The following is a 25,182-nucleotide window of genomic DNA, read 5'->3' on the forward strand; positions in this document are numbered from 1 at the left end:
ATTATTCCTTGGTGGCTTCCTCTAATAGTTGTTCATAAAGCATTTTCCAACCCTTCCATTTGGGAATTTTATCGGAAAGGGCATCATTTTGCATAACACATATATAGGTGCCTCCGATGGTTTTTACTTCATGCATTAAATCAAGAAGTTTTCGTAAAGCTTTTTCTCCGTTGAGTTTCATATAATATTTTAAGCTTACAGAGGTAGCCACGAAAGGAAAGACTTTAAGTGAAGTGATCAATTCGTTTTTAAGATCATAGAAGAAAAAAGGCGTACAGGTCGCTGCCCGAAAACCCGTATAATCAGGAAAACCCATGGTATAGTCTTCTTCTATGCCGATTTCTACGAGATTTCTATAGGTCTCTGGCAGATGAATGCCAACAAAATGTTGTTGTGATCTTGTGATATTATAATGTAAAATCTCTTCTAATCTTCGTTTTTCTCTAGCTAGTAAATAAGATTTTATACTGGAGGCATAAGAAGTGTATAAGCCGATTTTAGTATAATCAGCTATAGACTTAATCAGTTCTCTGAACTTTCGGTTCCTTATGGAGATATTTTTATCGTACAAATCATAATCCGCTACCAGAAAAAATAGAAAAGTTTTTAGGCGATACTTTTTATGATAATAGATAATATCATCATAGGTGTCCATAGGATCTTTAGTTATTCCCAATAAAGTGCTAATTCTTTCCTTAAGAACTTCCCAGTGAGCGCCTTTAATATCATGTAGTGCGCCCGCTATGTTTCTTACCAGACCTTTGCCTTTATAGGACCAGGTTTGAGAAAAAGAAAGAACGTTTAAGAATTCAAATTTTCTATTCGTATTTTTTAAATCCGGAAAATTTCTTTTAAGTATGCCCAGTATTTCAAGGGTCCATATATCTACCAAAGGTTTGTGAAGGAATTGATTCTTATAGGCCATGCTTTCAGTAGCTGAGAATCTTCCAAAACTATCTGGGATAAAATCTAGATACTCTTCATATCGAGATATAAGGTAGAAACTTGCTGCAAATGGATCAAATTTCATAGCACTTTCCTCTAAATTAACCTTAAAAAAGCATATGGTTTCCTTTTCCTTCCAGACATGTGTGTCTATATCTGATCGAAGTCCTTTTTCAAATAAAAGTGGATGAGCTTCAAAAAATAATTCTCCTCCTAATGGATGATATGTGTAACTGATTTTATATTCGGAATGTGCTATAAACGTTTCTATATTGGAAGTGAATTCTATATCGATTTTTAAAACAGTACCAAAAATATGTTTGAAAATATATTGCACACGTGGAGTAAGCTTATGTATATAAATTAATAGCATGCAATAAAGCTATAAGACGCTATTTTCTAAGAAACTATAAAAACTTTTTTGTATGATGATATGATCGAATAATTGAATTTGCGAAAGATTTGCTAACTTTTTCATTTCCTTTGTTAAGGAATGATTCGCTTTTACTAAATTGTTCTTTATGTATCAATTTTTATAGCTATTTAGGTAGAATACCCAAAATTCTTCATGTCATCTTCAGCCCAGTTTTTTATCGAGGGGAGACGATTGTTTTTGTCTGATGACTCTGTTTTCATAGAAGAGATATAAAACAAATTAAGCGAAATTAAACATTTAAGGTTGTAGTTTTAGCAATTTTTTTCCACACGCAATAACCTCGAATGGCTAAGCAAGTAAATATGATGAACTGTATACTAGTGAAAGGTAATCCTTTAATGAAGTATAAAGGTATTGAGATAATATTGCCTACAATCCAGAATAGCCAATTTTCGACTTTTTTTGATGCCATCTGATACATTCCGGCGAAAAATATTGCAGTCGCAAAAATATCTGCCCAGGCATAGGTGTAGTGAATTTTTCCGAAGATGTAATAAATACCTATTGTAAATAAAAAAGTGATACTCCAATGAAGGGCGGTCTGAAAATAATCTTTTCGACTTGAAAAATTTATAGCTAGACCTTTATCTGAAATATTTTTAGTCTTCCATTTATGCCATCCATAAAAGCTCATGGCTGTATGATAGATGTTGATGATAAACTCTCCATAAAGAGCTGTTATAAAGGTGAGATATACATAAATGCTGGTGCTTATAATTCCGGTAGGGTAAACCCCGATATGAGCCCGTTGCGCTAAGACTACACTTAGAATACCTAAAAACACAGCGATGACTTCCAAAGCAATATTTATTGTGCTGGATTCCATATAAGGTTCTATAAAAAAATCAACGAAGCTACTCATTCTCTGTCTCTGTAACATATACCAGCCAGAAATCATTAATTTTTGTATAGTAAGCTTGATATTCAATAGATTCCGAACCATTTATGATACGACATTGGATAGAATTATCTTCTAATGAAAAGGGCATTACTCGGTAGTTCTCTGAAATATTTAGTAAGCTTCCTCCGTTAATTTTATAAAGACTCTCTTTGATGCCCCAAATGATATGCAGATAATCTGTTTGCCTATTCTTTTTAATAAAGGTAGTTTCTGAAGGATGTAAAAATTTTTTGCTTATGTATAGGATTTTTCCTGCAGCTTCTTTTTCTATATCTATACCTATAACTTTTTCACTTAGCGCCACTGCACCCCTTATACAAGAGTGACTTATAGAGAGATAAGGAACTTTAGCTGAAAAGGGTTTTCCTTTGCTATCATAAAAGATATAGGGATATCCACCAAGGGCATGAAAAGCGCAATAAACAGCTAAAAACTCTTGTTGACGTTTAGGAGAACGGCTCTCATATATTATTTTGTTTTCAACGCTTAGCGGATATTTAAGAAAAATTTCCCTAGGGTCTTCATCGGCCTGCCATACGGCAATTTTCAGAGAATGATTTTTTTTAATAGTTTCTATTAAGGGCATTTATCCAGATATGTCACTAATTTTACTAGTATCGGTAAAGATCCTTAATTTATGTAATACAGCAAAGTAAAAATTTAATTCTCGATAGGTATATACTTTTCTAAAGTATTACATATAAGTTCTTTTTTTATGACCTTTTCTTAAAAGAAAGTGATAAATTTTCTGACGTTTTTTTCGCAGGATTCTTTTCATTAACTAGGTAGATTTTCATGTTTAGCAGATGAGATAGCGCGTTTTCAAAATCCATATTATCTACATCCCGTATTACATTTTGTATAAGTTCTTCTTCTACGCCTTTTAAGCGCAGTTCCTGAACGAGTTTTTCGATCCCATTGTCTGTAGCGCAATTTTCCTTGGATAAAAATGTTCTGTAAAACGTTTTTCATTGAGCAAATTGTTTTTAATCAGCTAATCCGTGACTTCTTTTCTTTGAGATTCCGTCAGTTCATATCTGATTAGTTTTTTATCCACTTCACTGTAACATCTTTCTTGAAAGTTACAGTAACGCGTAAGATATTTTTTAATATCATCTAAGTTTAGAAATTGTTTTTGCATAATGTTTTAATTTTATATATATAATAATATTTTTTCTTAAAGTTTACAATTTAGTAAAGCACGTTTCTTATGGAAGGGTTACTACTTATAGTGCTATTGTTCGTTATCTTGGGAGTAGTGGTGCTGCACGTACCGTGGGATGGTCGTTAAATGCAAGTCATCAAACACAATGGGACATTCCCGAACATCGTGTCGTCAATTATTGAAGTATGCTAAGTGGCAAGTATTATTTTAATCCTCCAGAGCTTGTGGCTTCACTTCTTGAAAGTGAGGGGATCAAAATAAAAGATGATTATGTTGTTTATTTTGATGATTTATTTTGGGATCCTTTTCACGAATAAGCCATTAAAGCCTTGCAAATAAATCTATTTTTTCAATCAAGCGGTAATTGGAAAGCTTCTATGTAATACATTATTTTTTATTAATATTGCATTCTTTATCCCTTTTATTATTCGAAGGTATGTGATTTGCAGGGATCATATTTTAATTTTTTGTGATGAAGAAAGTAGAGGCCATTATAAGAAGGTCGAAATTTAATGAAGTAAAAGATGCTTTATATGCGGTCGGTATTGACTTCTTCACTTACTGGGACGTTACCGGTGTGGGAAATGAGAAGGAAAGCCATCTTTATCGAGGGGTGGCCAGCTCTCGTGATATCCAAAGACGTTATTTATCAATAGTGGTAAGCAGTTCTTTTGAAAAAAGAGCCATTGAAATTATCATGAAAGCTGCAGGCACAGGAGAAATAGGCGATGGAAAAATTTTCGTATCCGATATCAAAGAGGCTTATCGTATCAGAACTGCTCAAAAAGGACCAGATGCGCTTAATTGAAATTAAATCATATTAAAACATGGAAATGCTCTCATTTACCATTAGCAACTTATGGATGATGGTATGCATTGTCTTGGTATTCATCATGCATCTGGGTTTTGCTATGCTTGAAATCGGTTTGACGCGGTCAAAAAATACGATTAACATTCTTTTCAAAAACATGGCTGTTATTATCATCGGTTTGCTTGCTTATACTTTTATGGGCTTTGGCATGATGTATTCAGGTCCGCAAGGTGGAATCTTCCATTTTGGCGGGTTTGGCCTTCGTATTCCATTAAACGCCGGTACCCCTCAATACAACCCATACTACACTTTTTGGACCGATTTCCTTTTCCAGGCTATGTTTGCTGCAACTGCCGCTTCCATCGTCTCTGGGGCGGTAGCTGAGCGCATCAAACTCAGCGCATTTCTTTGGTTCTCCTTTCTGTATGTAACCCTTATTTACCCGGTAGTAGGTTATTGGCATTGGGGGAAAGGGTGGCTCTCAGGAATCGGCTTTCATGATTTTGCCGGCTCTACCATAATACATTCAGTAGGAGGATGGGCTGCGCTTATCGGTATCCTTTTTCTCGGACCACGTATCGGTAAATACAATGGAAAAGTATCTACTATTGAAGGGCATAGTATTCCTTTAGCAACTATGGGCGTACTTTTATTATGGTTTGGCTGGTTTGGCTTTAATGGAGGTTCTGTCCTTTCAGCTGATCCAGGAAAAGTATCCAAGGTGTTGGTAATCACAACTTTGTCAGCAACTTCAGGTGTGGTGGGTGCTTTTTTTAGCTCTTATTTGCTCTTCAGAACCTATGATATTACCATGGTTATCAACGGAATTTTGGCGGGACTTGTAGGTATTACTGCCGGGGCAGATATTATGGGTGTTACAGATGCTCTTGTTGTTGGCTTGATTTCCGGTATATTGGTAGTTTTGGCCATAGTTGGGATTGACAGACTTAAAATAGATGATCCGGTAGGGGCGGTTCCTGTTCATATGGTGTGCGGCTTATGGGGTACGCTTGCCGTAGGTATTTTTGGAGAAAAAGCTGGTTTAAAACAACTATTTACTCAAATTGTAGGTATTTTTTCAGTGGGTATTTTTTGTGCACTGGGCGCTTGCGTTATATTCATTGCTTTGAGAAAGTTCATCGGTCTACGCGTAAGCGAAAAAGAAGAGCACGAGGGCCTCGATATTAATGAACACAGTATGCGGGCTTATCCGGACTTTCGCGCAAATCAACATTGATAAAAATTTTATATATTATAGATATCATGACAGTTAAGTATATCTTGATGGAAAAAGAATTCTTTCTAGAAGGTATATGTGATCCGGAGCGTTTTTAAAGAAAGATCATCTGATAGAATCTTTGGGATTTTTTTGCTCCGGAAATGCAAAAAAATTATGTAAAAAATTCATATACTTTTTTAAGAGAAGCTAAAAATAAACACCATCTTGCCATAATTTTTTAGGCAACTTATATGAAGGTTTTTATTAAGATAATTTATAACGAAAAAAACAGATATCTTTGATATGTAGTTTGAAATATTTTTATAAACTCATGATAACGAGATTAATACTATTAAATCTTTCTATAAAAAAACAAGGATAGTGCTCAAAATAACCCCCTTGCAATTGGGATGCTATAGCTCAGAAAAACCATAAAGCTAAATCATATACAAAAAAGATATAATATAATCTTTTGATGGTAAATAAAAATTTACAATTTAGAGATAAAGTATATAACTTCTTTAGAAGTTTCATTTTTTAAATGACCATACATATCTGTCTTCTTGAAAATTCAATATTATAAAATTGACCGGAGAGTAAAATTAATCAATAATACTTTATTAACATTAGTTTACGTTTTATATTTTTTATAAAAATATAATTTTTTTTATTATCGAAATGGAAAAATTAAAAAAATGGACTTACAAGAAAAGGAAGAAAGGTATGGAAAGAACGTCCAGATATAAAAGTACGTAAAGACGCTGGAATAGACTTTGTATATGACAAAAGTTCTAAAGGCCATCCTTAAGCAATATAAACAGGAATTTAAGAATATAGATATTAAGAAAATTTCTTCGCCCTCTAAAGATTTATTTATAATATAAGGACAAAAGAGAATCAAGAGCAATCTTTGCTAAGATTTAAACGAAAAAGAGATGAGTACAAATCTAAATTAGGATTTATAGAATCAAAAGTTCTAGATCAATCAGAAGAATTGAAAGGTGATTTGATAATAAATCTTTAGGAAATCATGTTTCAGTATCTTAAAAGGTTTAAGGGATTAGAAAATTTTGATATATCAATAGAAGAAAACACTTATACGATCATTGCAAATAATGAAAAGGCTAAAAAGCGATATATAGAGAATTGCTATAAGCAAACAGGGAGAGAATTATAAAGTGCCATCAATAGATAAACTCGCAAAAGACGATATTCAAAGTAATTCCTTGTAATTGAATTCCGATGGGAAAAAAAAGTTAAGAGTAATGCGCTCATTTATGAAAGCCGGCGTAGTAGAATCCTCCACTGGTAAACAAGAAACTCCTAAGTTTGGTTTTCTTCAAAAAACTACGAGCTAAAAAGTAAGGGTATTAAAGTTTAAAACAGATCACATCACCTTCTTTAAAAAAGAAAGAAGTGACTTCAAGTCGCTTTTTTAATAAAATTGAAATATGAATAGCAAATAAATTACTTTGTACATTTGCGTGGTTACCTAGACCAGATATGTATAAAGATCAACTTATAAAGATCTTGCGCGCACTCAAGCTTCCAGGAAGTAAGGACAATATCGTTAAAGACTGCACGCTTGAAGATCTGTCGTTTGAAGGAAATGTCATCTCTATAAAGTTAAATCTTAAAAGTCCGGCTATGCATCTAAGAAAAAAGATCGAGCAGGATATTTTACATATCATACATGAGCGGTTTGATTCTAAAGCACAGGTGAAGTTTCACTCACAGGTAAAGCTCCATACTTTACCTTTAATACGCGGGATGGAGATCTCAGGAGTTAAGAACATTATTGCCATCGCTTCGGGTAAAGGAGGTGTTGGAAAATCCACTGTGTCTGCTAATATTGCTGTTTCTTTAGCTATGATGGGATTTAAAACAGGTCTTCTGGATGCTGATATCTACGGTCCATCTATACCACTTATGTTAGATGTCGAAAGCGCGCGACCTCTCTCGACAAATATAAATGGGAAAGAAAAGATAATACCTGTGGATGCTTACGGACTTTCGGTGCTTTCTATGGGTTTTTTTGCTGGATCTTCTCAGGCGGTAATCTGGCGTGGACCTATGGCTACCAAGGTTTTACGGAAACTCATACGCGATGCACATTGGGGTGAACTGGACTTTCTCATCGTAGATCTTCCTCCGGGTACTGGAGATATTCACCTTTCTTTAATGCAAGAAATCCCATTGACCGCAGTCGTTATCGTGAGTACTCCACAAAAAATTGCCCTGTCGGATGTTCGTAAATCCGTCGCTATGTTTCACATGGAGGCAATTAACGTGCCTGTTTTGGGTATGATTGAAAATATGGCTTATTTCTCTCTTGAAGGACAACCCGAACTTCAGTATCCTATCTTCGGAAATAAAGGAGCTCAGGAATTTGCATCTGAACTTACAATACCCTTTCTGGGTGAAATTCCGATTATACAAAGTATTCGAGAGGCTTCCGATGTTGGTAGACCGGCCGCTTTGCAAAAAAACACCTTTGCAGCTGAGCGATTTATGGAAATTACAAAAAAGACTGTGGAGCAACTCGTGTATAGAAATACATCCATACCTCCAACCGAAGCCCTTCGTATTACTACCATGGCTGGTTGTAAGGCTAAATAAATTTTTTATCATGCAAAAAGAATTACGAGATAATATTTTGAAAGCTCTTGATGAAATCCGGCCTTTTTTGAAAGCGGATATGGGCGATATTGAACTGGTAGATACTGATGGAAAAACTGTTCGTGTAAGACTTCTGGGAAGTTGTGTGGATTGTGCCGTTAATCAAATGACTTTAAAAAGTGGCGTAGAGATGACGGTCAAAAAATATGTTCCTCAAATTGAAAAAGTCATCTCTATAAACGATGATTTTTCTGCGACACCTTAATCACTTTGAAAAAGATACTCGAACAAGTCACCATATTGTTTGCAGGTAATTCCGGAGATGGCATTCAGTTTCTTGGTAGTCAATTTACTCAAACCTCAGCTGCTCTTGGAAATGATATAAGCACCTTGCCAGATTTTCCTGCGGAAATACGTGCCCCACAGGGTACTGTTGCAGGTATTTCGGGCTTTCAAATTCATTTTGGAAGTGTAGAAATATCTTCTCCAGGTGATCTGTGTGATGTATTAGTTGTAATGAATGCAGCGGCGCTCAAAAAGCATATTCCTTTTTTAAAAAAAGGCGGAATCATCATTGCCAACACCATGGGGTTTTCCCTGAAAAATATTCAGCTGGCGTCTTATCCTAAAGAGGCTAATCCTTTAAAAGAATTATCAGACTACAGTGTGCATGAGATCAATATACTGGGTCAGGCACGTGAAATTCTCAAAGACACAAACCTGAGTAAGAAAGATCAGGATATGTCTAAAAATATGTTTGCATTGGGTTTTATCTATTGTCTTTACAGTCGTCCTTTGGGATATACCGAAGATTTCCTCAAGCAAAAATTTCAAAGAAAACCAGAGCTTCTATCGGCTAATTTGAAGGTTTTAAGGGCAGGCTATAATTTTGGAGAGACCAGCGAGATTTTTACTGAGCGTTTTGTAGTAAAGCCTGCTGATATGCCCTCAGGGATTTACAGAAATATTACGGGAAATCAGGCACTGGTAATTGGCTTAACTTCTGCGGCAATGCGAGCTCATTTAAAATTATTCTACTCAGGTTATCCCATTACCCCCGCTTCGGATTTACTCCATTATTTTTCCTCTTACAAAAATTTAGGTGTTAAGAGCTTTCAGGCTGAAGATGAAATTGCCGCCATTACTTCAGCTATTGGCGCATCTTATGCAGGCGATTTGGGCATAACCGGAACCTCCGGGCCAGGTATGGCCTTAAAGCAGGAAGGTTTGGGGCTAGCTTTTATGCTTGAATTGCCTTTGGTGATTATTAATGTACAGCGCGGAGGACCTTCCACGGGTTTACCGACTAAAACCGAACAATCTGATCTTCTTCAAGCTCTTTATGGTCGTAATGGTGAGGCTCCCATTCCTGTGCTGGCGCCCCGCTCTCCTTCACATGCTTTTGAAATGGGATTTCGTGCGGCAAAGATGGCTATAGAGCATATGACACCTGTGATTTTGCTTAGCGATGGCTATTTAGCCAATGGTTCGGAGCCCTGGCGTTTTCCGAAAAGTAATCAACTTGAAGCCATCTATCCACCCTATCCGAAGGAAAATGATACCGAGTCTTATCTTCCTTATCGACGAGATCAAAAAGGTGCCCGGAAGTGGGTATTTCCGGGCAAGGCAGGTTATGAGCATCGAATAGGTTCACTTGAGAAGAAAGATGAGACCGGGGAGGTATCTTATGATGCTAAGAATCATGAAAGGATGGTGCATTTACGTCAGGCAAAAATAGATTATATTCAAAAAGAACTTCCCTTGCAGACCCTCGATTCAGGAGGGAGACCTGGAAAACTTCTGATCTTGAGCTGGGGATCTACTTACGGAACTATTCGCGCAGCCATGAAGGTCCTTTTGAGCGAAGGGTATGCCGTAGCGCATGTCCATATAGAATATCTTTATCCATTGGCAAAGGGTTTGGAAGTTCTCTTAGGAGATTTTGAAAAAGTACTTGTGCCTGAACTTAATAATGGGCAGCTTGTTCGTTTGATTCGTGATCAATTCTTAGTAGATGTCATTTCTCTTCCTAAGATACAAGGCATGCCCTTTACCACAAGTGAGATTTGTGATAAAGCCCGAGAACTTCTCGTCTGAATTTTTATTTTTGCACATCAAATCAGTCTATTTATGTCTTTGAAAAAAATTGACCCCACCCAGACACTTGCGTGGCAAAAATTACAAATTCACTTCAGAGAGATTCGAAAATCTTCTTTAAGGGAGCTTTTCACAAAGGATCCTGAACGATTTGATAGATTTAGTTTGCGTTTTGAGGATATTTTTCTGGATTATTCTAAAAATTTGATCACTTCTAAAACCATCGATCTTCTGCTTGAGCTTGCCAGAGAAACACACCTGTCTGAAGCTATAGAAAAGATGTTTTCCGGAGATATAATTAATAAAACTGAAGGGCGCAGTGTTCTACATACAGCTTTACGCAATTATTCGAATCAACCTGTCTATGTAAATGGGAATGATGTAATGCCTCAAGTTAGAGCAGTACTCGATCAAATGAGAATATTCTCTGACAGTGTTCTTAATAGGGAGTGGAAAGGTTATACGGATAAACCTATTACTGACGTAGTGCATATCGGCATTGGGGGATCAGATCTTGGGCCATATATGGTAGCAGAGGCGCTAAAATATTATAAAACGCTTCTTAAGATGCACTTTGTCTCAAACATAGATGGAACACAAATAGCGGAGACACTCAGAGAAATTTCTCCAGAAACTACCCTTTTTGTCATCGCTTCAAAGACCTTTACCACTCAAGAGACGATGACTAATGCTTTGACAGCTCGTCGATGGTTTCTTAAATATGCTTCTATGGAAAAGCATATTGCTAAGCATTTTATAGCCTTATCCACGAATATTGATGAGGTATCTTCTTTTGGCATTGATCCACAAAATATGTTCCGTTTTTGGGATTGGGTAGGAGGCCGCTATTCCCTTTGGGGTGCTATTGGATTAAGTATTTGCCTTGCAGTAGGTTACGATAATTTTAAAGAATTACTCGAAGGTGCACATGCCCTCGATTGTCATTTTCGCCAAGCGCCTCTTGGAAAAAACCTTCCGGTGGTCTTAGCTCTTTTGGGAATTTGGTATAATAATTTTTTTGATGCCCAAACCCATGCGATACTCCCTTATGATCAATATCTGCATCGCTTCACTGCTTATATTCAGCAAGCGGATATGGAAAGCAACGGTAAGTCGATCAACCGAGAGGGCTTTAAAATAGAATATCAAAGTGGACCTGTTATCTGGGGAGAGCCCGGAACCAATGGCCAACATGCTTTTTATCAGCTTTTGCATCAGGGCACCAAATTGATTCCTTGTGACTTTATAGCGGCGGCCCAACCGCTTTATTCTTTAGGAGATCATCATCAAAAACTCCTGTCACATTTTTTTGCGCAAACCCGTGCGCTTGCTTTTGGCAAAGATCTTACGCAGGTGAAGACTGAACTAAGGTCACACGGAAAAAATCCAGGTGAAATAGCTTTTCTGAGCTCTTTTAAAGTTTTTAATGGTAGTCGTCCGAGTAATTCTATTATTTTTAAAAAGCTTACCCCCAAAACGTTGGGGAGTCTGATTGCCATGTATGAGCATAAAATTTTTGTGCAGGGAGTTTTATGGAATCTCTATAGCTTTGACCAATGGGGGGTTGAACTAGGTAAGGAATTGGCTCAGGAAATTTTTCCTTGTTTAAACAGCGGTGCCCTCTCAAAAGATTTTGATAGCTCTACCAAAGGCTTGCTCAATGAGTACGCGAAAATGGCCCAAGGCAATTCGTTAGAAATTAATTAGCTTTTTATAGGGTGGATAATGAGTCAATATGGCTTTTACTATGGCTTGTATACGCCCATCTTTCTCTTCTAATTCATCCAGGTTGATTCCGCTTCCTTTTCTTTTCCATACGAGTACCACTTTTGGTATCCACTAAATCTATAAGTATATAACCTTTATTATACTTACGGATTTTGTGTGTATCCCAACCGGCCTGCCCACCATGGGCCGTACCAGCCGTACCAGTAAGTCCAGTTGTTGTTGTAAATATTTGCTTTTTCATTTGTGAATGATAAGATATTTATATAAAGCTCAGTCTGAGCTTCTATTTTTTTTAAACCTTTTTCCTCTAAATTTTTGGTAACAGTCTCTATGATGCTCCTTTTATCAAGATCGTTCATTTCTAATTTTTCAAGTCCTTTTTCATGAAATGAAAAGCTTTTGTAGTGATAAAAATAGACCGATTTATCGTAGTTATAAACTGTATATAATTGTACTACAGACATTTAAAATAAAAGCAATAGCATTGTAGAATTTCTGAAAATGTATAGTAAGATTTTTATTTTCCTCTTTGAGGAAAGCTTGTATAATTTATATATTTTTTCCGCATAAAATTCAATTCAGGTAAGATAATGTGATATTTTTTGTTTTAATGATCTTTTTATTGAATCTGAAATCTTAGATATGCTTTTATAGTTCCTTAGAAATAAATTTAATAAGAAAATATGGGACTCTATAAAATTTCAATTTTATAGATCAACTGTATTAGATTATACGAGAGATGAAGGCTTGGTAAGGCCTTAAATCTATTAACATAGCAAGGTTTTTAAAATAGAATCACTTTTTTATCTTCCTGCTTAATCAATGTGATAAACTTTAAGAGGAACTTCCTGCTCTACTTCCAAGTGTTTTTTCCTTTCAGGAGCTCGCACAACACATCTCTTTTTTTTCTATGCAATATTCAAAGGGCGCATTGTTTTTTATATTAAAAAACCTTTTAAATAAAATAAAGGCATATATGCTAAAAGGGTTGTGTTATTTCCTATCAACCTCGGTAAAGAATTTCTTTTAAAAAAAATAGAGTTTTAAAAAAGTTCTTATCTGAAATTTATTAATCTATCGAATAGGAAAATTATGCATCTAGCTCTGCTTTTAGCCTATTTTCTACCGCTCTGTGCAAGTCTTTAAAAAATGATGTTACATTTTCCGCATTCTTTAAATGATTTGTAAAAATCCTTGTTGTTTAATAATTCTTAGTAATTCATAACTATGTAATTTTTAAAATTAATAAAAAGTTATTCTGAAAATTTATAGTCATTAAAAGCTCAAAAATTTTCAGAATAACTTTTTTACTTACACAGTTAACGAGACATTACTACTAATAAAAACGGTTTGAGTCAATTAAATTTTCTTTATATTAACCTTGTTTATGTTAGAGATTTTTATAAATCCTTTTGTGTTCATTGTAATTAAATTATAATTAGGTATAATATAGAGATTGCTATGTCTATTTTTACATGGCGTTTGTATTTGCCCTCTATGGGATAGAAGTGCATGCCATATGAGTTTATCCGATGGATATTTTCGAGTTGATCGGAATTTAATAGAGGGGATGTATTAAATAATAGCGCGAGGGTTTTATAATATCAAGAACACTCTCTTTTGCTCAAAAGGCGAATACTTAAATAAAGGGTAAGCCTGTGATTAGGATGAAAACCACTTCATTCTTTGATATTAAAAGGCTATTTCAAAAATTTTTGTCCACTGCATAGATCGCACAACGTCCTGTAAAAGGTACCGAAAAAACAACTTAATTTTTATTCTTTTTTAGTGTAAAGTTCAAATTTTCCATAGACTTCGTGAAAAATTATAAAAAATCATACTTTTTAATTTTTCACGAAGATATTTGAGAAGAGAAACTCCTAGAATAGTGTAAAATACAGTTTTTTTAAGCTAAAATGAAGCTAAGTTTTGTAAACTTGCAGAGGATGTAATTAATCTTGAAGTTAAAGTATATTAACGAAAAGCTCATTAAAATTAAGCTCGAAGATGAAACAAAGTCATCCATACTTGATTTGATTAATGAAAAAATAGAAAGCGATATTGAAAATCTTAAAAATGAACTCAATATATAGAATCAAGGTTCTGAAAGTGAGATTATTTTGTTTACTGGAATTCAGCATTGTTATGACCAATCATAGCTCTGATGAACATCTTTAGAAGGTAGACAAGTTAAATATAACTAAAAGATAAGATCTTTCAACGTCTTTTTTATTTCTTCTCATTTTTAACATGAGTTTCCTTAGAGTTCTTTAAGAAGAAAGATTTTGGACAAAACTTCCCTCCAGATAAACTTACTACTTTAATTAAAAAATCTTCTGCTTGTTGAAATTTTTTGTAACCCTAGGTTTTATATGCATAGGATATAGATGCTGTGTTTGTTATAAAAGATATAATTCTGAAAGTGACACAACTCTCGGTAACAAGAAAAATAAGCCAATAAGAGGTTTTATTGTGCCACAATTGTTTTTAAATGATTACGAAATAGATATTTCACAAAACGTTTTTTAAAAATTTTATTTTAAATAATTGTTAATTAAAGTACATTTCGGCGTTCTTACCGCAAGAGGGTATATTAAAATCAATATATAATCAACTTCTAGATAGGCTCTTTCAGGTAATCCCTAATGAAAAAGATAATAGCTGTTATATGCTTTTACCATTAAATATTATGATGGAAATTCAGCACCTGAAATTATCGCGGAAAGCACCTATATCATCAATGAAAAAGATGAGATAGTTAAAAAGACACATATAAAGTATTAAGAATCGAGTGAGAAAACGCAAATCATACTAGTTTTAATGTAAAAGAAGGAAAGGTGCGGTTTTTTAAGACGCCACGAACCATTAAAGAATTATGGGGAAATTAGGAAATTTCTAAAGAAGTACCTAAACATGAAGAAACAATATCTGATGATCTTATTAGCCAGAAAGAACCGTTTGACTTTAAGGAACATAACTACTCTTTTTTATTACAGGACAAAAAAACTGATCAATGGTATGGCTTTATTACATATTATGATAGTGGTAAAATACCTTTTGAATAACATGCTCTTTCTTCGGAAAGAAGCAATAAAAATTCAATAGAGGTCACTAAAATTTTATTGTCAATATATAGAATTTTTATTCTGGATTATTATGAAAATAACAATGATACTTTTTTAAAGACACTTATTTGGTGGGGAGCAGGAAAGAATCATGAGGATCACCATCACTATGAAAAAGTGCAATGGGAAAAAACAAAAATCAGAAAAAGCTTAAGACTTTATCTGATCTACATCAGTTAACCGCCTCATCTTAATATATTGTTTGTAATGATGTTTATCAGCCTACTGAGAAATGATCTTCATTCAACTAATGTTCTAAAATTGAGTGGTCCGACATCTATTTGAAAAAACATTATCGATTAAAGATCGGGAAATAATATTATTTATTTAGCTAATGGTATTTCAGGTATGCTTAAATTCTTTGTATGGTATATTTTCACTATATAGAAGACAATATTTTTGTACATAACATTAAATTTGTGCTATTTTTGTATAGATAATGAATCAAATATTTTTCATCTCATAGTCTTTTCAATACCTATCTCAGAATTGAAATTCCTGAAGGGAAAGCGATGTAGTTAATTAAAGTTTGTTATTTTAGCGCCAAATATAATTTTGAAGAACATGTCTGATAACGATATTCAAAAAAGAGTCAAAAGTGTAATCATGGACAAGCTAGGAGTGGAGGAAAACGAGGTGACTCCCCAAGCTAGCTTTACTCAAGATTTGGGCGCCGACTCTTTAGACACTGTTGAACTCATCATGCAATTTGAAAAGGAATTTGGTATTACCATTCCAGATGATCAAGCTGAAAAAATCGCAACTGTTGAACAAGCTGTAGAATTTATTAAAAAAGAAACTGCAAAATCCAGTAAAGAAAGACCTTAAAAAGGGTATTCAATAGAAATAAGTTAATTTTTTTTTGGAAAATGCAACTTAAAAAGGTAGTCGTTACAGGACTGGGTGCACTTACTCCTATTGGAGTAGGGGTGGATGCCTATTGGCAATCGCTTATTCAAGGTGTAAGTGGATCGTCTCTTATTACTTATTTTGATACGGAAGCCTTCAAGACGAAATTTGCTTGTGAGCTTAAGGCATATAAGCCAGAAGATTTCTTTGATAAGAAAGAAAAGAGAAAATTCGATCCTTGCGCTCAGTTCGGCATTATAAGTGCTGATGAAGCTCTTTGCGATAGTGGTTTAAATCTTTCAGAGGAAGATAAAGATCGCATAGGAGTGATATGGGGTTCAGGCATCGGAGGTATTTTAACTTTTGAGCAAGAAGTATCTTTTCATGCTTTAGGTGATGGAATACCTCGATTTAATCCGTTTTTCATTCCAAAGATGATTGTAGATACTACCGCCGGGCTGATTTCGATAAAGCACGAATTGAGAGGACCTAATTATTCTACTGTATCTGCGTGTGCATCAGCAGCTAATGCTTTAGTGGATGCTTATCATTTGATTCAGTTGGGTAAAGCTGAAGTTATACTAGCTGGAGGTTCCGAGGCGGCAATTACCAAAAGTGGCATAGGAGGTTTCAACGCTTTGCATGCGCTTTCCACCAGAAATGAAGATTTTAAAACTGCTTCAAGACCTTTTGATAAAGGTCGTGACGGATTTGTCCTAGGTGAGGGCGCAGCCTGTCTTGTATTGGAAGAATATGAGCATGCTAAAACTAGAGGTGCAAAAATTTATGGACAATTCGCCGGTGTTGGTCTTTCAGCTGATGCTTACCATATGACGGCTCCTCATCCTAAAGGATTAGGAATAGTAAGTGTCATGCAAAATGCACTCAAAGATGCGCAGCTAAAAATTACGGATATTGATCATATTAATACTCATGGTACCTCCACTTCTTTAGGAGATATTGCGGAAATTAAGGCCATTAAAAAGCTCTTTGGAGAGCATACATCAAAAATTAACATCAATTCTACTAAGTCGATGACAGGGCATCTCCTAGGAGCAGCAGGTGCTATAGAGGCCATCGCCTCTTTGTTGCCTTTAACTTATAATAAGATACCCCCTACGATCAATAATTTTGAATTAGATGAAAAAATCAAAGAAATCGATCCGAAGATCAATCTTACGGTGAATACAGCGCAAAAAAGGATAGTAAAAGTAAGTATGTGCAATATTTTTGGATTCGGAGGTCATAACGTATGTCTGTTGTTTAAAAAAATATAAGATTAAGAAAGAATAATGAATACTAAAGGAAGATATCAGTATAGTTTGCTATGGGAAGAATAAAAATCCTGGAAGAGAATTATGATGACGCTGAATTCTCATTAATAGGACTAGTTTCTTCTCAAAAAATTCATAAAATTGCTTACAGTATTAATGATGTTCTATGTCTAAAGCTTTCCAGAGATCGCCAGGAGTCGTATCTTTCAAATTCCATTAAAGAAACTAACTTATTCTGTTCCTCTTTTTTTTATTCGAGAGATCGTGATAATTTTTCAGAGTGGGTATTATTAAAAAATGAATTAAAACATCAAGAAGGAAAAGGGACAGATGCTAGTAAGCTTTCAATAAAAGAGAATCATTTATTCTGTTTTCTAAAATCATATCGTCAATTATTTGATTATTTTCTTGCGCGAAAGGGTATTTCAGAGAAAGATTCGGAACTTATTTTACAAATCAACGCTTCTCAATGGATTGAATACAGTATCTTTCTAGATACCAATTTACTAAAATCAGAAAAAAAAATCTTTTATGACCATGTTTTCTCACTCTATTGCACGTAATAGGACCAAAATCGTCGCCACTATAGGACCTGCTTCTGACTCGAAAGAGGTTTTAAAGCAAATGATTTCTCTGGGTGTAAACGTAATACGAATCAATTTTTCACATGCCGAGCATGATGAAGCCCTCAAGCGTATTAAATTAGTACATGAAATCAATGATGAATACGGTTTTAATACTGCTATACTTGCTGATTTGCAAGGTCCAAAACTCCGAGTTGGAGAAATGAAGGAAAATAGTCTTCTTGAAAAAGGATCGAGATTTGATTTTATTAATCAACCTATTTTAGGGGATCAAACCAGGGCATATATGACCTATCAAAATTTCCCCAAGGATGTCAAAGTTCGGGAAAGAATTTTGTTAGATGATGGGAAATTAGTTCTTGAATGTACTCATACGGATGGAAAAAATGAAGTTCAAACGCTTGTAATTCAAGGAGGAATATTAAAATCCAAAAAGGGTGTTAACCTGCCCAACACTCAGGTATCTTTGCCGGCACTTACCGAAAAAGATAAAGAAGACGCTCGATTTGCTTTAAAAGCCGGGGTAGACTGGATGGCCCTTTCTTTTGTAAGAAAGAAACAAGATTTACTGGATATTAAGGAATTTATAAAAACGCATAGTGAGCGCCCCATTCCCGTTATTGCCAAAATAGAAAAGCCTGAAGCTATCGTTAATATAGATGAAATTGTAAAGCATGCCGATGGTCTAATGGTAGCCCGTGGGGATTTAGGTGTAGAGGTCCCTATGGAAGAAGTTCCATTACTACAGAAAAAACTGGTTGATAAAGCCAAGATAGCTCGCATTCCTGTTATTATTGCTACGCAGATGATGGAAAGTATGCTTGAGAATATTACTCCTACAAGGGCTGAGGTAAACGATGTTGCTAATTCCGTCTTAGACGGCGCTGACGCAGTCATGCTGAGCGCCGAGACGTCCGTAGGTAAATATCCAGTAGAGGTGGTTTTGCAAATGAGCAAGATTATTCAGCACACAGAAGATGATCCAAGGATTAGTGTACCTCACTACAAACTTGTGGTGCAAAGTATGGCGAAAAAATATATTACCGATCGTATGTGTTATACCGCCACCAAACTTGCCGAACAAGCCCAGGCCAAAGCGATCATTATTCTTACACATACCGGATATAACGCATTTCAAATCTCATCTCACAGACCTCCAACGCATATTCTTGCCTACACTGACAATAAGCATATTATTCGAAGACTTAATCTTCTTTGGGGAGTCATTGCTTTTCATTACGAGCGCTTTGTCAATACGGATGAGACTATAAAAGATATTAATAAAATAGCTCTAGAGGGTGGATTCTTAAATAAAGGTGATTATGTAGTAAATCTCTCTACTATGCCTGTGGTGGAAAAAGGCGATAGTAATACTATAAGACTGTCTGAGGTAAAATAATCTTAAATATCGAAAAGAGGACCCTTTTTAGTACTTATCTAATAAGAATATTATATACAATAATTAATAAATCATATTTACAAATCCTCTAAAGTTTAAAAAGTATGCCAAAAGAAATAACAAAAGTTATCTATATCTAATAGTTTAAAAATTATATCTAATATGTACTCTGGTGAGAAATTAACTATTAAGATTCAATAACTTTAAGCCTTTATTAAAAAAGATATAATCTTATAATTTAACGACAAGCTGTCTGTAAGTTATTTACGTTTAAAACTGCAGGTAGTTGATATAAACGATTTGTGTATTAAACAATGATCATAAAACAGAACTTTATACAATGTTCGAAAAGAAATCAATAATATATCATTACTTTCTCATGCTGTAATTTTCAGATGGTTTTTTAATAACACTCTTATATTCTTTTAGATATGAGATATCTACCTTAGATAATGATATTTATTATTCATATAAGCCAATAGATTTATTTCAGATGAGTTCAGAAAACTCATTCAATTTAGCATTGACTCTATTATATTTTGATGATGAAATACATTTCTCCTTCTCAAGAGCTTTTTATTAAAAACCGCAGGAAATTTTGTAAAGAGCTTGCACCAAAGTCGCTAGCGATTTTTAATTCTAACGATATTTATTCCGTAAGTGCCGATAGTACCTTGCCTTTTGCGCAGCATCGCGATATCTTTTACCTTTCTGGAATAGATCAGCAAGAGAGCATTCTGCTCCTTTTTCCACAGGCTCTTGAAGAGGTAAATCGCGAAATTCTTTTTCTTAAAGAAACCAACGATCATATCAGAATATGGGAAGGGCCTAAGCTTACTAAAGAGCAAGCTCAAAAAATATCTGGTATAAAAACTATTTGTTGGCTGAATCAATTTGATTCCAATTTCTATGACCTGATGAGTCAGGCGGAAAATGTCTATCTCAATCTCAATGAACATTATCGAGCTGCACGTGGAGTCGAAACCCGAGAAGAGCGCTTTATTAAAAAAGTTAAAAAACACTATCCTTTACACACCTATAAGCGAAGTAATCCCATTTTACAAAACTTGCGATCTATTAAGGAACCTGAAGAAATAGAGCAATTGCAGATGGCTTGTAATATTACAGAAAGAGGCTTTCGCAGAGTGCTAGGATTTGTAAAGCCAGGAGTATGGGAATATGAAATCGAAGCGGAATGGATTCATGAGTTTCTGCGTCATCGTGCCAATGGTTTTGCCTATGGGCCGATTATTGCCAGTGGCGCTAATGCTTGTATACTCCACTATATCGAAAATAACATGCAATGTCAACAGGGAGAGCTCTTGCTTATGGATGTAGGGGCTTGTTACGCAAATTATAGCGCTGATCTTACACGTACCTTACCGGTGAACGGAAGCTATAGCGAACGCCAGCGAAAAATTTACAAGGCAGTTTTAAAGGTAAAAGATAAGGCGGCGGAGATGCTCATAACTGGGAATAACTGGAACGATTATCATAAAGAAGTTGGACGTATCATGAGCGCTGAATTGCTTGATTTAGGTCTTCTTGATAAGTCAGATGTGCAAAACGAAGAACCTCGATCTCCGGCTTATAAAAAATATTTTATGCATGGTACCTCTCATCACTTAGGACTTGATACACATGATTATGGTATTCTTTCAGAACCCTTTCAGGCGGGTATGGTTTTTACGGTAGAGCCCGGTATTTATATACCGGAGGAATCTCTAGGAATTCGTATTGAAGATAACTATGTCATTCAGGAAGGTGGTCCTCCTAAAAATTTGATGAAGAATATTCCTGTACAAATCGATGAAATCGAAGATTTGATGAATAAGGTATGAAAGATCATTGTGGTGCCCTTTGGATGAGTTGTTCTATTCTTTTAATTGTTTCTTTTTGTCCAAGCATTTCCATGATAAAAAATATATCATTACCCTGCAAATCGCCAACTAAAGCTAATCGAAGCGATTGTATTAGCTTACCAAAGCTAAGATCTTGGGTAGCTGCGAAGTCTCTCAGGTGTTTTTTAAGAATACAAGCGTTAAAATCTTCCCACTTCGACAAATCTGCAGTTAGATTTTTCAGGATATAAAAACTTTCTTTATGCCATGCTTTCTTAAAGGCTTTGGGATCATATTGCAGAGGAGGCATAAAAAAATAATATGCCTTTTCCCATAGGTCATGAACAAAGGATGCCCGATCTCTGACAGATTCCACTACTTTTCGGTTGTATCTTTGCGTTGAGTTGTTTACTTTATATTTTTTTAATTCCTGTTGAAATAGCCTTATCAGCTCTGTCAAGGGTTTTTTCTGAAGATACTGCTGATTAAACCATTGAGCTTTTTCTTTGCTAAAGCGTGCACCGGATTTTCCGACCCGATCGAGAGAGAATAAGTCAATCAATTCCTTTAAAGAGAAAATTTCCTGTTCTCCGCCCGGATTCCATCCCAGAAGTGCGAGCATATTTATAAAAGCTTCGGGAAAATAACCTACTTCGCGGTAGCCGCGGTTAAGAACACCGCTTTGAGGATCTTTCCACTGTAGAGGGAAAATGGGAAATCCCAGTCGATCTCCGTCTCTTTTACTAAGTTTTCCTCCGCCTTCAGGTTTTAAGATAAGCGGTAAATGAGCGAAATAAGGCATTTTCCATCCCATAGCTTCATATAAGAGCCAATGCAAGGGTAGTGAAGGCAGCCATTCTTCACCTCGTATGACATGCGTAATCTCCATTAGATGATCATCCACTATATTGGCCAAGTGATAAGTTGGCATTCCATCAGATTTCACAAGCACTTTGTCATCAAGAGTAGCGGTATTTATTTTAATTTCTCCACGGATCTCGTCGTACATCTCTAAGATTTGATTATCAGCTGGTGTTTTAAAGCGAATCACGTACTGATCGCCCTTTTCTAAACGACTTGTTACTTCTTGTGCCGTTAGTGAGAGTGAATTATCCATTTGCAAACGTGTCTGGGCATTGTAGCTGAAAGTATTTCCCTGACTTTCAAAAACTTTTCTTTTTTTATCCAGCATCTCTGCCGTGTCAAAAGCATAGTAGGCATGACCTTCCTTAACAAGGTGACGAAAATAAGGCTTATATATAGATCTGCGTTCAGATTGTCGGTAAGGTCCATACTTACCTCCATGATAAGGACTTTCATCAGGTGTTAAACCACACCAATTAAGCGATTTTAATATATACTCTTCAGCGCCAGGCACAAATCGTTTCTGATCAGTATCTTCAATGCGCAGAATAAAGTCACCTTTGTATTTTTGTGCCAATAAATAATTATAAAGAGCTGTTCGCAGTCCGCCTAAATGTAGAGGTCCTGTAGGACTTGGTGCAAAACGAACTCTTGTCTTTTTCATAGAACTCATATATTTTTTCTCAAGCGAAATTAAAGTTCACATGCTGCTTTTGCAAAAATATTGAAAAAGATCACTTAACTCTAAAACCCTTAGTAAGGGAAATGAAATAAGTAGGTTGTGTTGAAATTGTTAATTTTGTGTGATGTTTTCTAGTTGTCTATGAGCAAATCTATAAAGAGCCTGATCGTTATTGGAGATCGTGTACTGGTCAAACCCAAAATCAATAATGGAAAAACTGATAGTGGTTTATATCTTCCCCCCGGTGTTAAGGAAAAAGAAAAAATACAAAGTGGTTATGTTATCAAAGTTGGTCCCGGATATGCCATTTCTACAGAAGATGACGAAGAACTTTGGAAAGCCGGTGATCGAAAAGCGCGTTATATTCCTCTACAGGCAAGTGAAGGAGATCTAGCTATATTTTTACTACAGCATTCTCACGAGATCATCTATAAAAATGAAAAATATTTTATTGTCCCACAATCTGGTATTCTTCTCCTGGAAAGGATGGTATAGAGGGAAGCTCTTATGAGCGTTATTCTAATCTTTCAAATTTACCGAAGAAGGTACCAGTCGGTTATACTCACCTCCGTTTCTGATCACATCTCGTACGATGCTTGAGCTAATAAAAGAATTTTCTGAAGAGGTTAATAAAAATACTGTTTCGATCTCATCATTAGTTAATGTTCGATTGGTGTGAACAATAGCTTTTTCAAATTCGAAATCTGCCGGATTTCTTAACCCTCTTAAAATAAAACGAGCTCCTATTTTTTGACAAAAACGAACGGTAAGACCTTGATAAGATATAATTTTTATTTTAGGATGCTCTGAAAAAGATGACTCTACCCATTTCTGGCGTTCTTTGAGAGGGAACATATAATCTTTTTCAGAATTTCGACCTATAGCGATGATGAGGCGATCAAACAAGATTAACGCTCTTGTAATGATATCATAATGTCCAAGTGTTATAGGATCAAAAGATCCGGGAAAAACAGCAATTTTTTCAGGCATGTTGATTTTCTCTGAAATATAAAACTAATAAATAATTCTATCGAGCTTGTTTTAAAAGAGTTAAATTTGCTTTTAAAACTTCTCAGCCAGATGGCCAAAGGATGTGAAAATTGCTCAAAAACCGCAAAATCTGGTTGCAAAAATAATGGAAATTGTCAGATTGACAGTTGTAGTAGATCCTTTACTTTTGATTGGCTGGCAAATATACCTCCCAACTCAGGAGAAAAGTTTAATATTCTGGAGTTGCGTTTTAAAAACGATCGCAAAGGATTCTACAGAAATACTTCTAAATTAACTTTGCAAGTGGGTCAAAAAGTAGTAGTAGAATGTGATAGTGGCTATGATATAGGCACGGTGAACTTGAGCGGAGAACTTGTAAAAGTTCAACTTAAAAACAATCAATTAGATAAAAAATCTCAACAAATCAAAGAGATTTATCGTAAAGCTACAGAAAAAGATCTGGAAGTTTGGCAAGTAGTTAAAGAGAAAGAAATATCCACCTTAGGCAAAGCCAAAGCGATTGTAAAAGAGCGAAAATTGGCGATGAAAATTTCCGACATAGAATATCAAGGAGATGGAAGCAAAGCAGTTTTTTATTATACGGCCGATAATCGGGTGGACTTTAGAGAACTCGTAAAAATTTTCGCAAATATCTTCCATGTTCGTATAGAAATGAGACAAATTGGTTATAGACAAGAAGCATCTAAAATAGGAGGTATAGGATCTTGCGGTCGCGAATTATGTTGTAGTAGCTGGCTTAAAAAATTTAAAGCCGTAAGCACTACTGCTGCCCGTTATCAGCAACTATCAATCAATCCTCAAAAAATAGCCGGCCAGTGCGGAAAGCTCAAATGTTGTCTAAATTTTGAACTGGATGCCTATCTGGAAGCCCTCAGAGAGTTCCCTGATATGAATAAAAAAATCCATACTGAGAAAGATAGTGCTCAGTGCATTAAAATAGATGTATTTAAAAAAGAATTGTGGTACGTTTATGTTCATAATTATTACAAGAGTTTTAGTCTTACCCTGCATAAGGTAAAGATGGCAGTAGAGATGAATCAGCGAGGACAAAAGGCTCCCGCTCTTGAAGAATTGTGTGATCAAAAAGAGGATAGATCACATATAGTCTTTTCGGAATTGGAAGAAAATGATTTGAATCGTTTTTCTGAAAACAGAAAAAACATAAATAAAAATGTTTAGAAATATTTTTTTTGGCGCAGATTTTATGATTATTATAAGTTGTATTTATAATAACTTTATTTTCAGTAATTTAAAGTCCATAAATCCATCAGGATGGAATAAGGAAAAATCACTTGATTTTGCTCTCAAACCAGCACAAAAAAAACTATGATATTTCTCTAACGCTTAAGCATACTACAGATTACGAATTCGACAATATTTTTCTTTTTGTAGAAACTTTTTATCAAGACAAAACGATAAAAAAGATACCGTACAATTTAAGCTTGCTGAAATGGATGGTCATTGGAAGGGTAAAGGCTTAGGTACAAATAAAGTCATAGATTTAGATCTGTAGAATTCTCTTTCCCTTAAAAAGGGAGCTTACAAAATGCGCATTTCGCATGGCATGCGAAAAAATCCGTTAAAAAATATTACAGGTATTTTGTTAACGGTAGAAAATCATCAGCCGTTTAA

Annotated in this window: 22 protein-coding genes; 15 read left to right on the plus strand and 7 right to left on the minus strand. The window is 35.2% G+C overall.

Translation table 11 applies throughout. From position 1 onward, the window contains the following. Position 1: 1 nt before the first annotated feature. From CS842_RS05875 to CS842_RS05890, 4 genes are all read right to left on the minus strand, one after another. A complete protein-coding gene (locus CS842_RS05875) occupies positions 2-1,318 on the minus strand; it encodes a polysaccharide deacetylase family protein (RefSeq protein WP_103327905.1) in 1,317 nt (438 codons plus the stop codon). 9 nt (positions 1,319-1,327) lie between these two features. Beyond that, on the minus strand, positions 1,328-1,468 hold the full coding sequence (locus CS842_RS08060) for a JAB domain-containing protein (RefSeq protein WP_410468514.1): 141 nt from the start codon (positions 1,466-1,468) through the stop codon (positions 1,328-1,330). A 142-nt stretch (positions 1,469-1,610) separates the two neighbouring features. After that, the gene (pnuC, locus tag CS842_RS05885; protein ID WP_241518482.1) at positions 1,611-2,207 is read right to left on the minus strand and encodes a nicotinamide riboside transporter PnuC; all 597 of its coding nucleotides are present in this window, start codon (positions 2,205-2,207) and stop codon (positions 1,611-1,613) included. 28 nt (positions 2,208-2,235) lie between these two features. Then, the gene (locus tag CS842_RS05890; protein WP_103327908.1) at positions 2,236-2,868 is read right to left on the minus strand and encodes a 4'-phosphopantetheinyl transferase family protein; all 633 of its coding nucleotides are present in this window, start codon (positions 2,866-2,868) and stop codon (positions 2,236-2,238) included. A 581-nt stretch (positions 2,869-3,449) separates the two neighbouring features. Between CS842_RS05890 and CS842_RS07640 the strand changes: the two genes are divergently transcribed. The 7 genes from CS842_RS07640 (at position 3,450) to pgi (ending at position 11,900) form a co-directional block, all read left to right on the plus strand. Beyond that, complete coding sequence (locus tag CS842_RS07640; protein ID WP_346962754.1) at positions 3,450-3,629, plus strand: MGMT family protein; 180 nt, start codon at positions 3,450-3,452, stop codon at positions 3,627-3,629. Between the two features lie 290 nt (positions 3,630-3,919). Next, a complete protein-coding gene (locus CS842_RS05900) occupies positions 3,920-4,255 on the plus strand; it encodes a P-II family nitrogen regulator (protein WP_103327909.1) in 336 nt (111 codons plus the stop codon). A 19-nt stretch (positions 4,256-4,274) separates the two neighbouring features. Further along, complete coding sequence (locus CS842_RS05905) at positions 4,275-5,495, plus strand: ammonium transporter (RefSeq protein ID WP_103327910.1); 1,221 nt, start codon at positions 4,275-4,277, stop codon at positions 5,493-5,495. 1,485 nt (positions 5,496-6,980) lie between these two features. Further along, the gene (locus CS842_RS05910; protein ID WP_103327911.1) at positions 6,981-8,096 is read left to right on the plus strand and encodes an Mrp/NBP35 family ATP-binding protein; all 1,116 of its coding nucleotides are present in this window, start codon (positions 6,981-6,983) and stop codon (positions 8,094-8,096) included. Positions 8,097-8,106: 10 nt separating this feature from the next. Beyond that, the gene (locus tag CS842_RS05915; protein ID WP_410468497.1) at positions 8,107-8,361 is read left to right on the plus strand and encodes a NifU family protein; all 255 of its coding nucleotides are present in this window, start codon (positions 8,107-8,109) and stop codon (positions 8,359-8,361) included. Positions 8,362-8,366: 5 nt separating this feature from the next. Then, positions 8,367-10,193: a 2-oxoacid:acceptor oxidoreductase subunit alpha gene (locus CS842_RS05920; RefSeq protein WP_103327912.1), complete on the plus strand. Its 1,827-nt coding sequence runs from the start codon at positions 8,367-8,369 to the stop codon at positions 10,191-10,193. A 33-nt stretch (positions 10,194-10,226) separates the two neighbouring features. Next, positions 10,227-11,900 (plus strand): glucose-6-phosphate isomerase, encoded by a 1,674-nt coding sequence (gene pgi, locus CS842_RS05925; protein WP_103327913.1) that lies wholly within the window; start codon positions 10,227-10,229, stop codon positions 11,898-11,900. Between the two features lie 164 nt (positions 11,901-12,064). Here pgi and CS842_RS05930 read toward each other — a convergent pair whose 3' ends face one another. After that, positions 12,065-12,385, minus strand: coding sequence for a DUF4136 domain-containing protein (locus CS842_RS05930; protein ID WP_103327914.1), 321 nt, complete (start codon positions 12,383-12,385; stop codon positions 12,065-12,067). Between the two features lie 3,225 nt (positions 12,386-15,610). Between CS842_RS05930 and CS842_RS05945 the strand changes: the two genes are divergently transcribed. The 5 genes from CS842_RS05945 to CS842_RS05965 all read left to right on the plus strand — a co-directional run bounded on the left by CS842_RS05945 (position 15,611) and on the right by CS842_RS05965 (position 20,993). Beyond that, positions 15,611-15,874, plus strand: coding sequence for an acyl carrier protein (locus CS842_RS05945; RefSeq protein WP_103327917.1), 264 nt, complete (start codon positions 15,611-15,613; stop codon positions 15,872-15,874). A gap of 41 nt (positions 15,875-15,915) precedes the next feature. Beyond that, entirely contained in the window at positions 15,916-17,172 is a 1,257-nt protein-coding gene (fabF, locus tag CS842_RS05950) for a beta-ketoacyl-ACP synthase II (RefSeq protein WP_103327918.1), read from the plus strand. Between the two features lie 50 nt (positions 17,173-17,222). After that, entirely contained in the window at positions 17,223-17,732 is a 510-nt protein-coding gene (locus tag CS842_RS05955) for an IPExxxVDY family protein (protein WP_103327919.1), read from the plus strand. Then, positions 17,707-19,152, plus strand: a complete 1,446-nt coding sequence (gene pyk, locus CS842_RS05960; RefSeq protein ID WP_103327920.1) for a pyruvate kinase — start codon at positions 17,707-17,709, stop codon at positions 19,150-19,152. Before CS842_RS05955 ends, pyk begins: the two co-directional genes overlap by 26 nt. Positions 19,153-19,697: 545 nt before the next feature. Then, complete coding sequence (locus CS842_RS05965) at positions 19,698-20,993, plus strand: aminopeptidase P family protein (RefSeq protein WP_103328054.1); 1,296 nt, start codon at positions 19,698-19,700, stop codon at positions 20,991-20,993. Positions 20,994-20,997: 4 nt separating this feature from the next. On the opposite strand, the gene gltX is transcribed toward CS842_RS05965, so the two are convergent. Continuing rightward, entirely contained in the window at positions 20,998-22,521 is a 1,524-nt protein-coding gene (gene gltX, locus CS842_RS05970) for a glutamate--tRNA ligase (protein ID WP_241518483.1), read from the minus strand. A 159-nt stretch (positions 22,522-22,680) separates the two neighbouring features. Between gltX and CS842_RS05975 the strand changes: the two genes are divergently transcribed. Further along, entirely contained in the window at positions 22,681-23,034 is a 354-nt protein-coding gene (locus CS842_RS05975; protein ID WP_103327922.1) for a co-chaperone GroES, read from the plus strand. Positions 23,035-23,058: 24 nt separating this feature from the next. Here the strand turns inward: CS842_RS05975 and coaD are convergent, their stop codons facing one another. Continuing rightward, on the minus strand, positions 23,059-23,529 hold the full coding sequence (gene coaD / locus CS842_RS05980) for a pantetheine-phosphate adenylyltransferase (RefSeq protein ID WP_103327923.1): 471 nt from the start codon (positions 23,527-23,529) through the stop codon (positions 23,059-23,061). Positions 23,530-23,619: 90 nt separating this feature from the next. On the opposite strand from coaD, the gene CS842_RS05985 reads away from it, so the two are divergent. After that, the gene (locus CS842_RS05985; RefSeq protein WP_195909916.1) at positions 23,620-24,729 is read left to right on the plus strand and encodes a PSP1 domain-containing protein; all 1,110 of its coding nucleotides are present in this window, start codon (positions 23,620-23,622) and stop codon (positions 24,727-24,729) included. Between the two features lie 119 nt (positions 24,730-24,848). Further along, positions 24,849-25,031: a gliding motility lipoprotein GldH family protein gene (locus CS842_RS08065; protein WP_430537310.1), complete on the plus strand. Its 183-nt coding sequence runs from the start codon at positions 24,849-24,851 to the stop codon at positions 25,029-25,031. The last annotated feature ends 151 nt before the right edge of the window (positions 25,032-25,182 follow it).

It is taken from the genome of Bacteroidetes bacterium endosymbiont of Geopemphigus sp. (genome assembly GCF_002904345.1).
Taxonomy (GTDB): Bacteria; Bacteroidota; Bacteroidia; order Flavobacteriales; family Blattabacteriaceae; genus GSPS2-BC2016.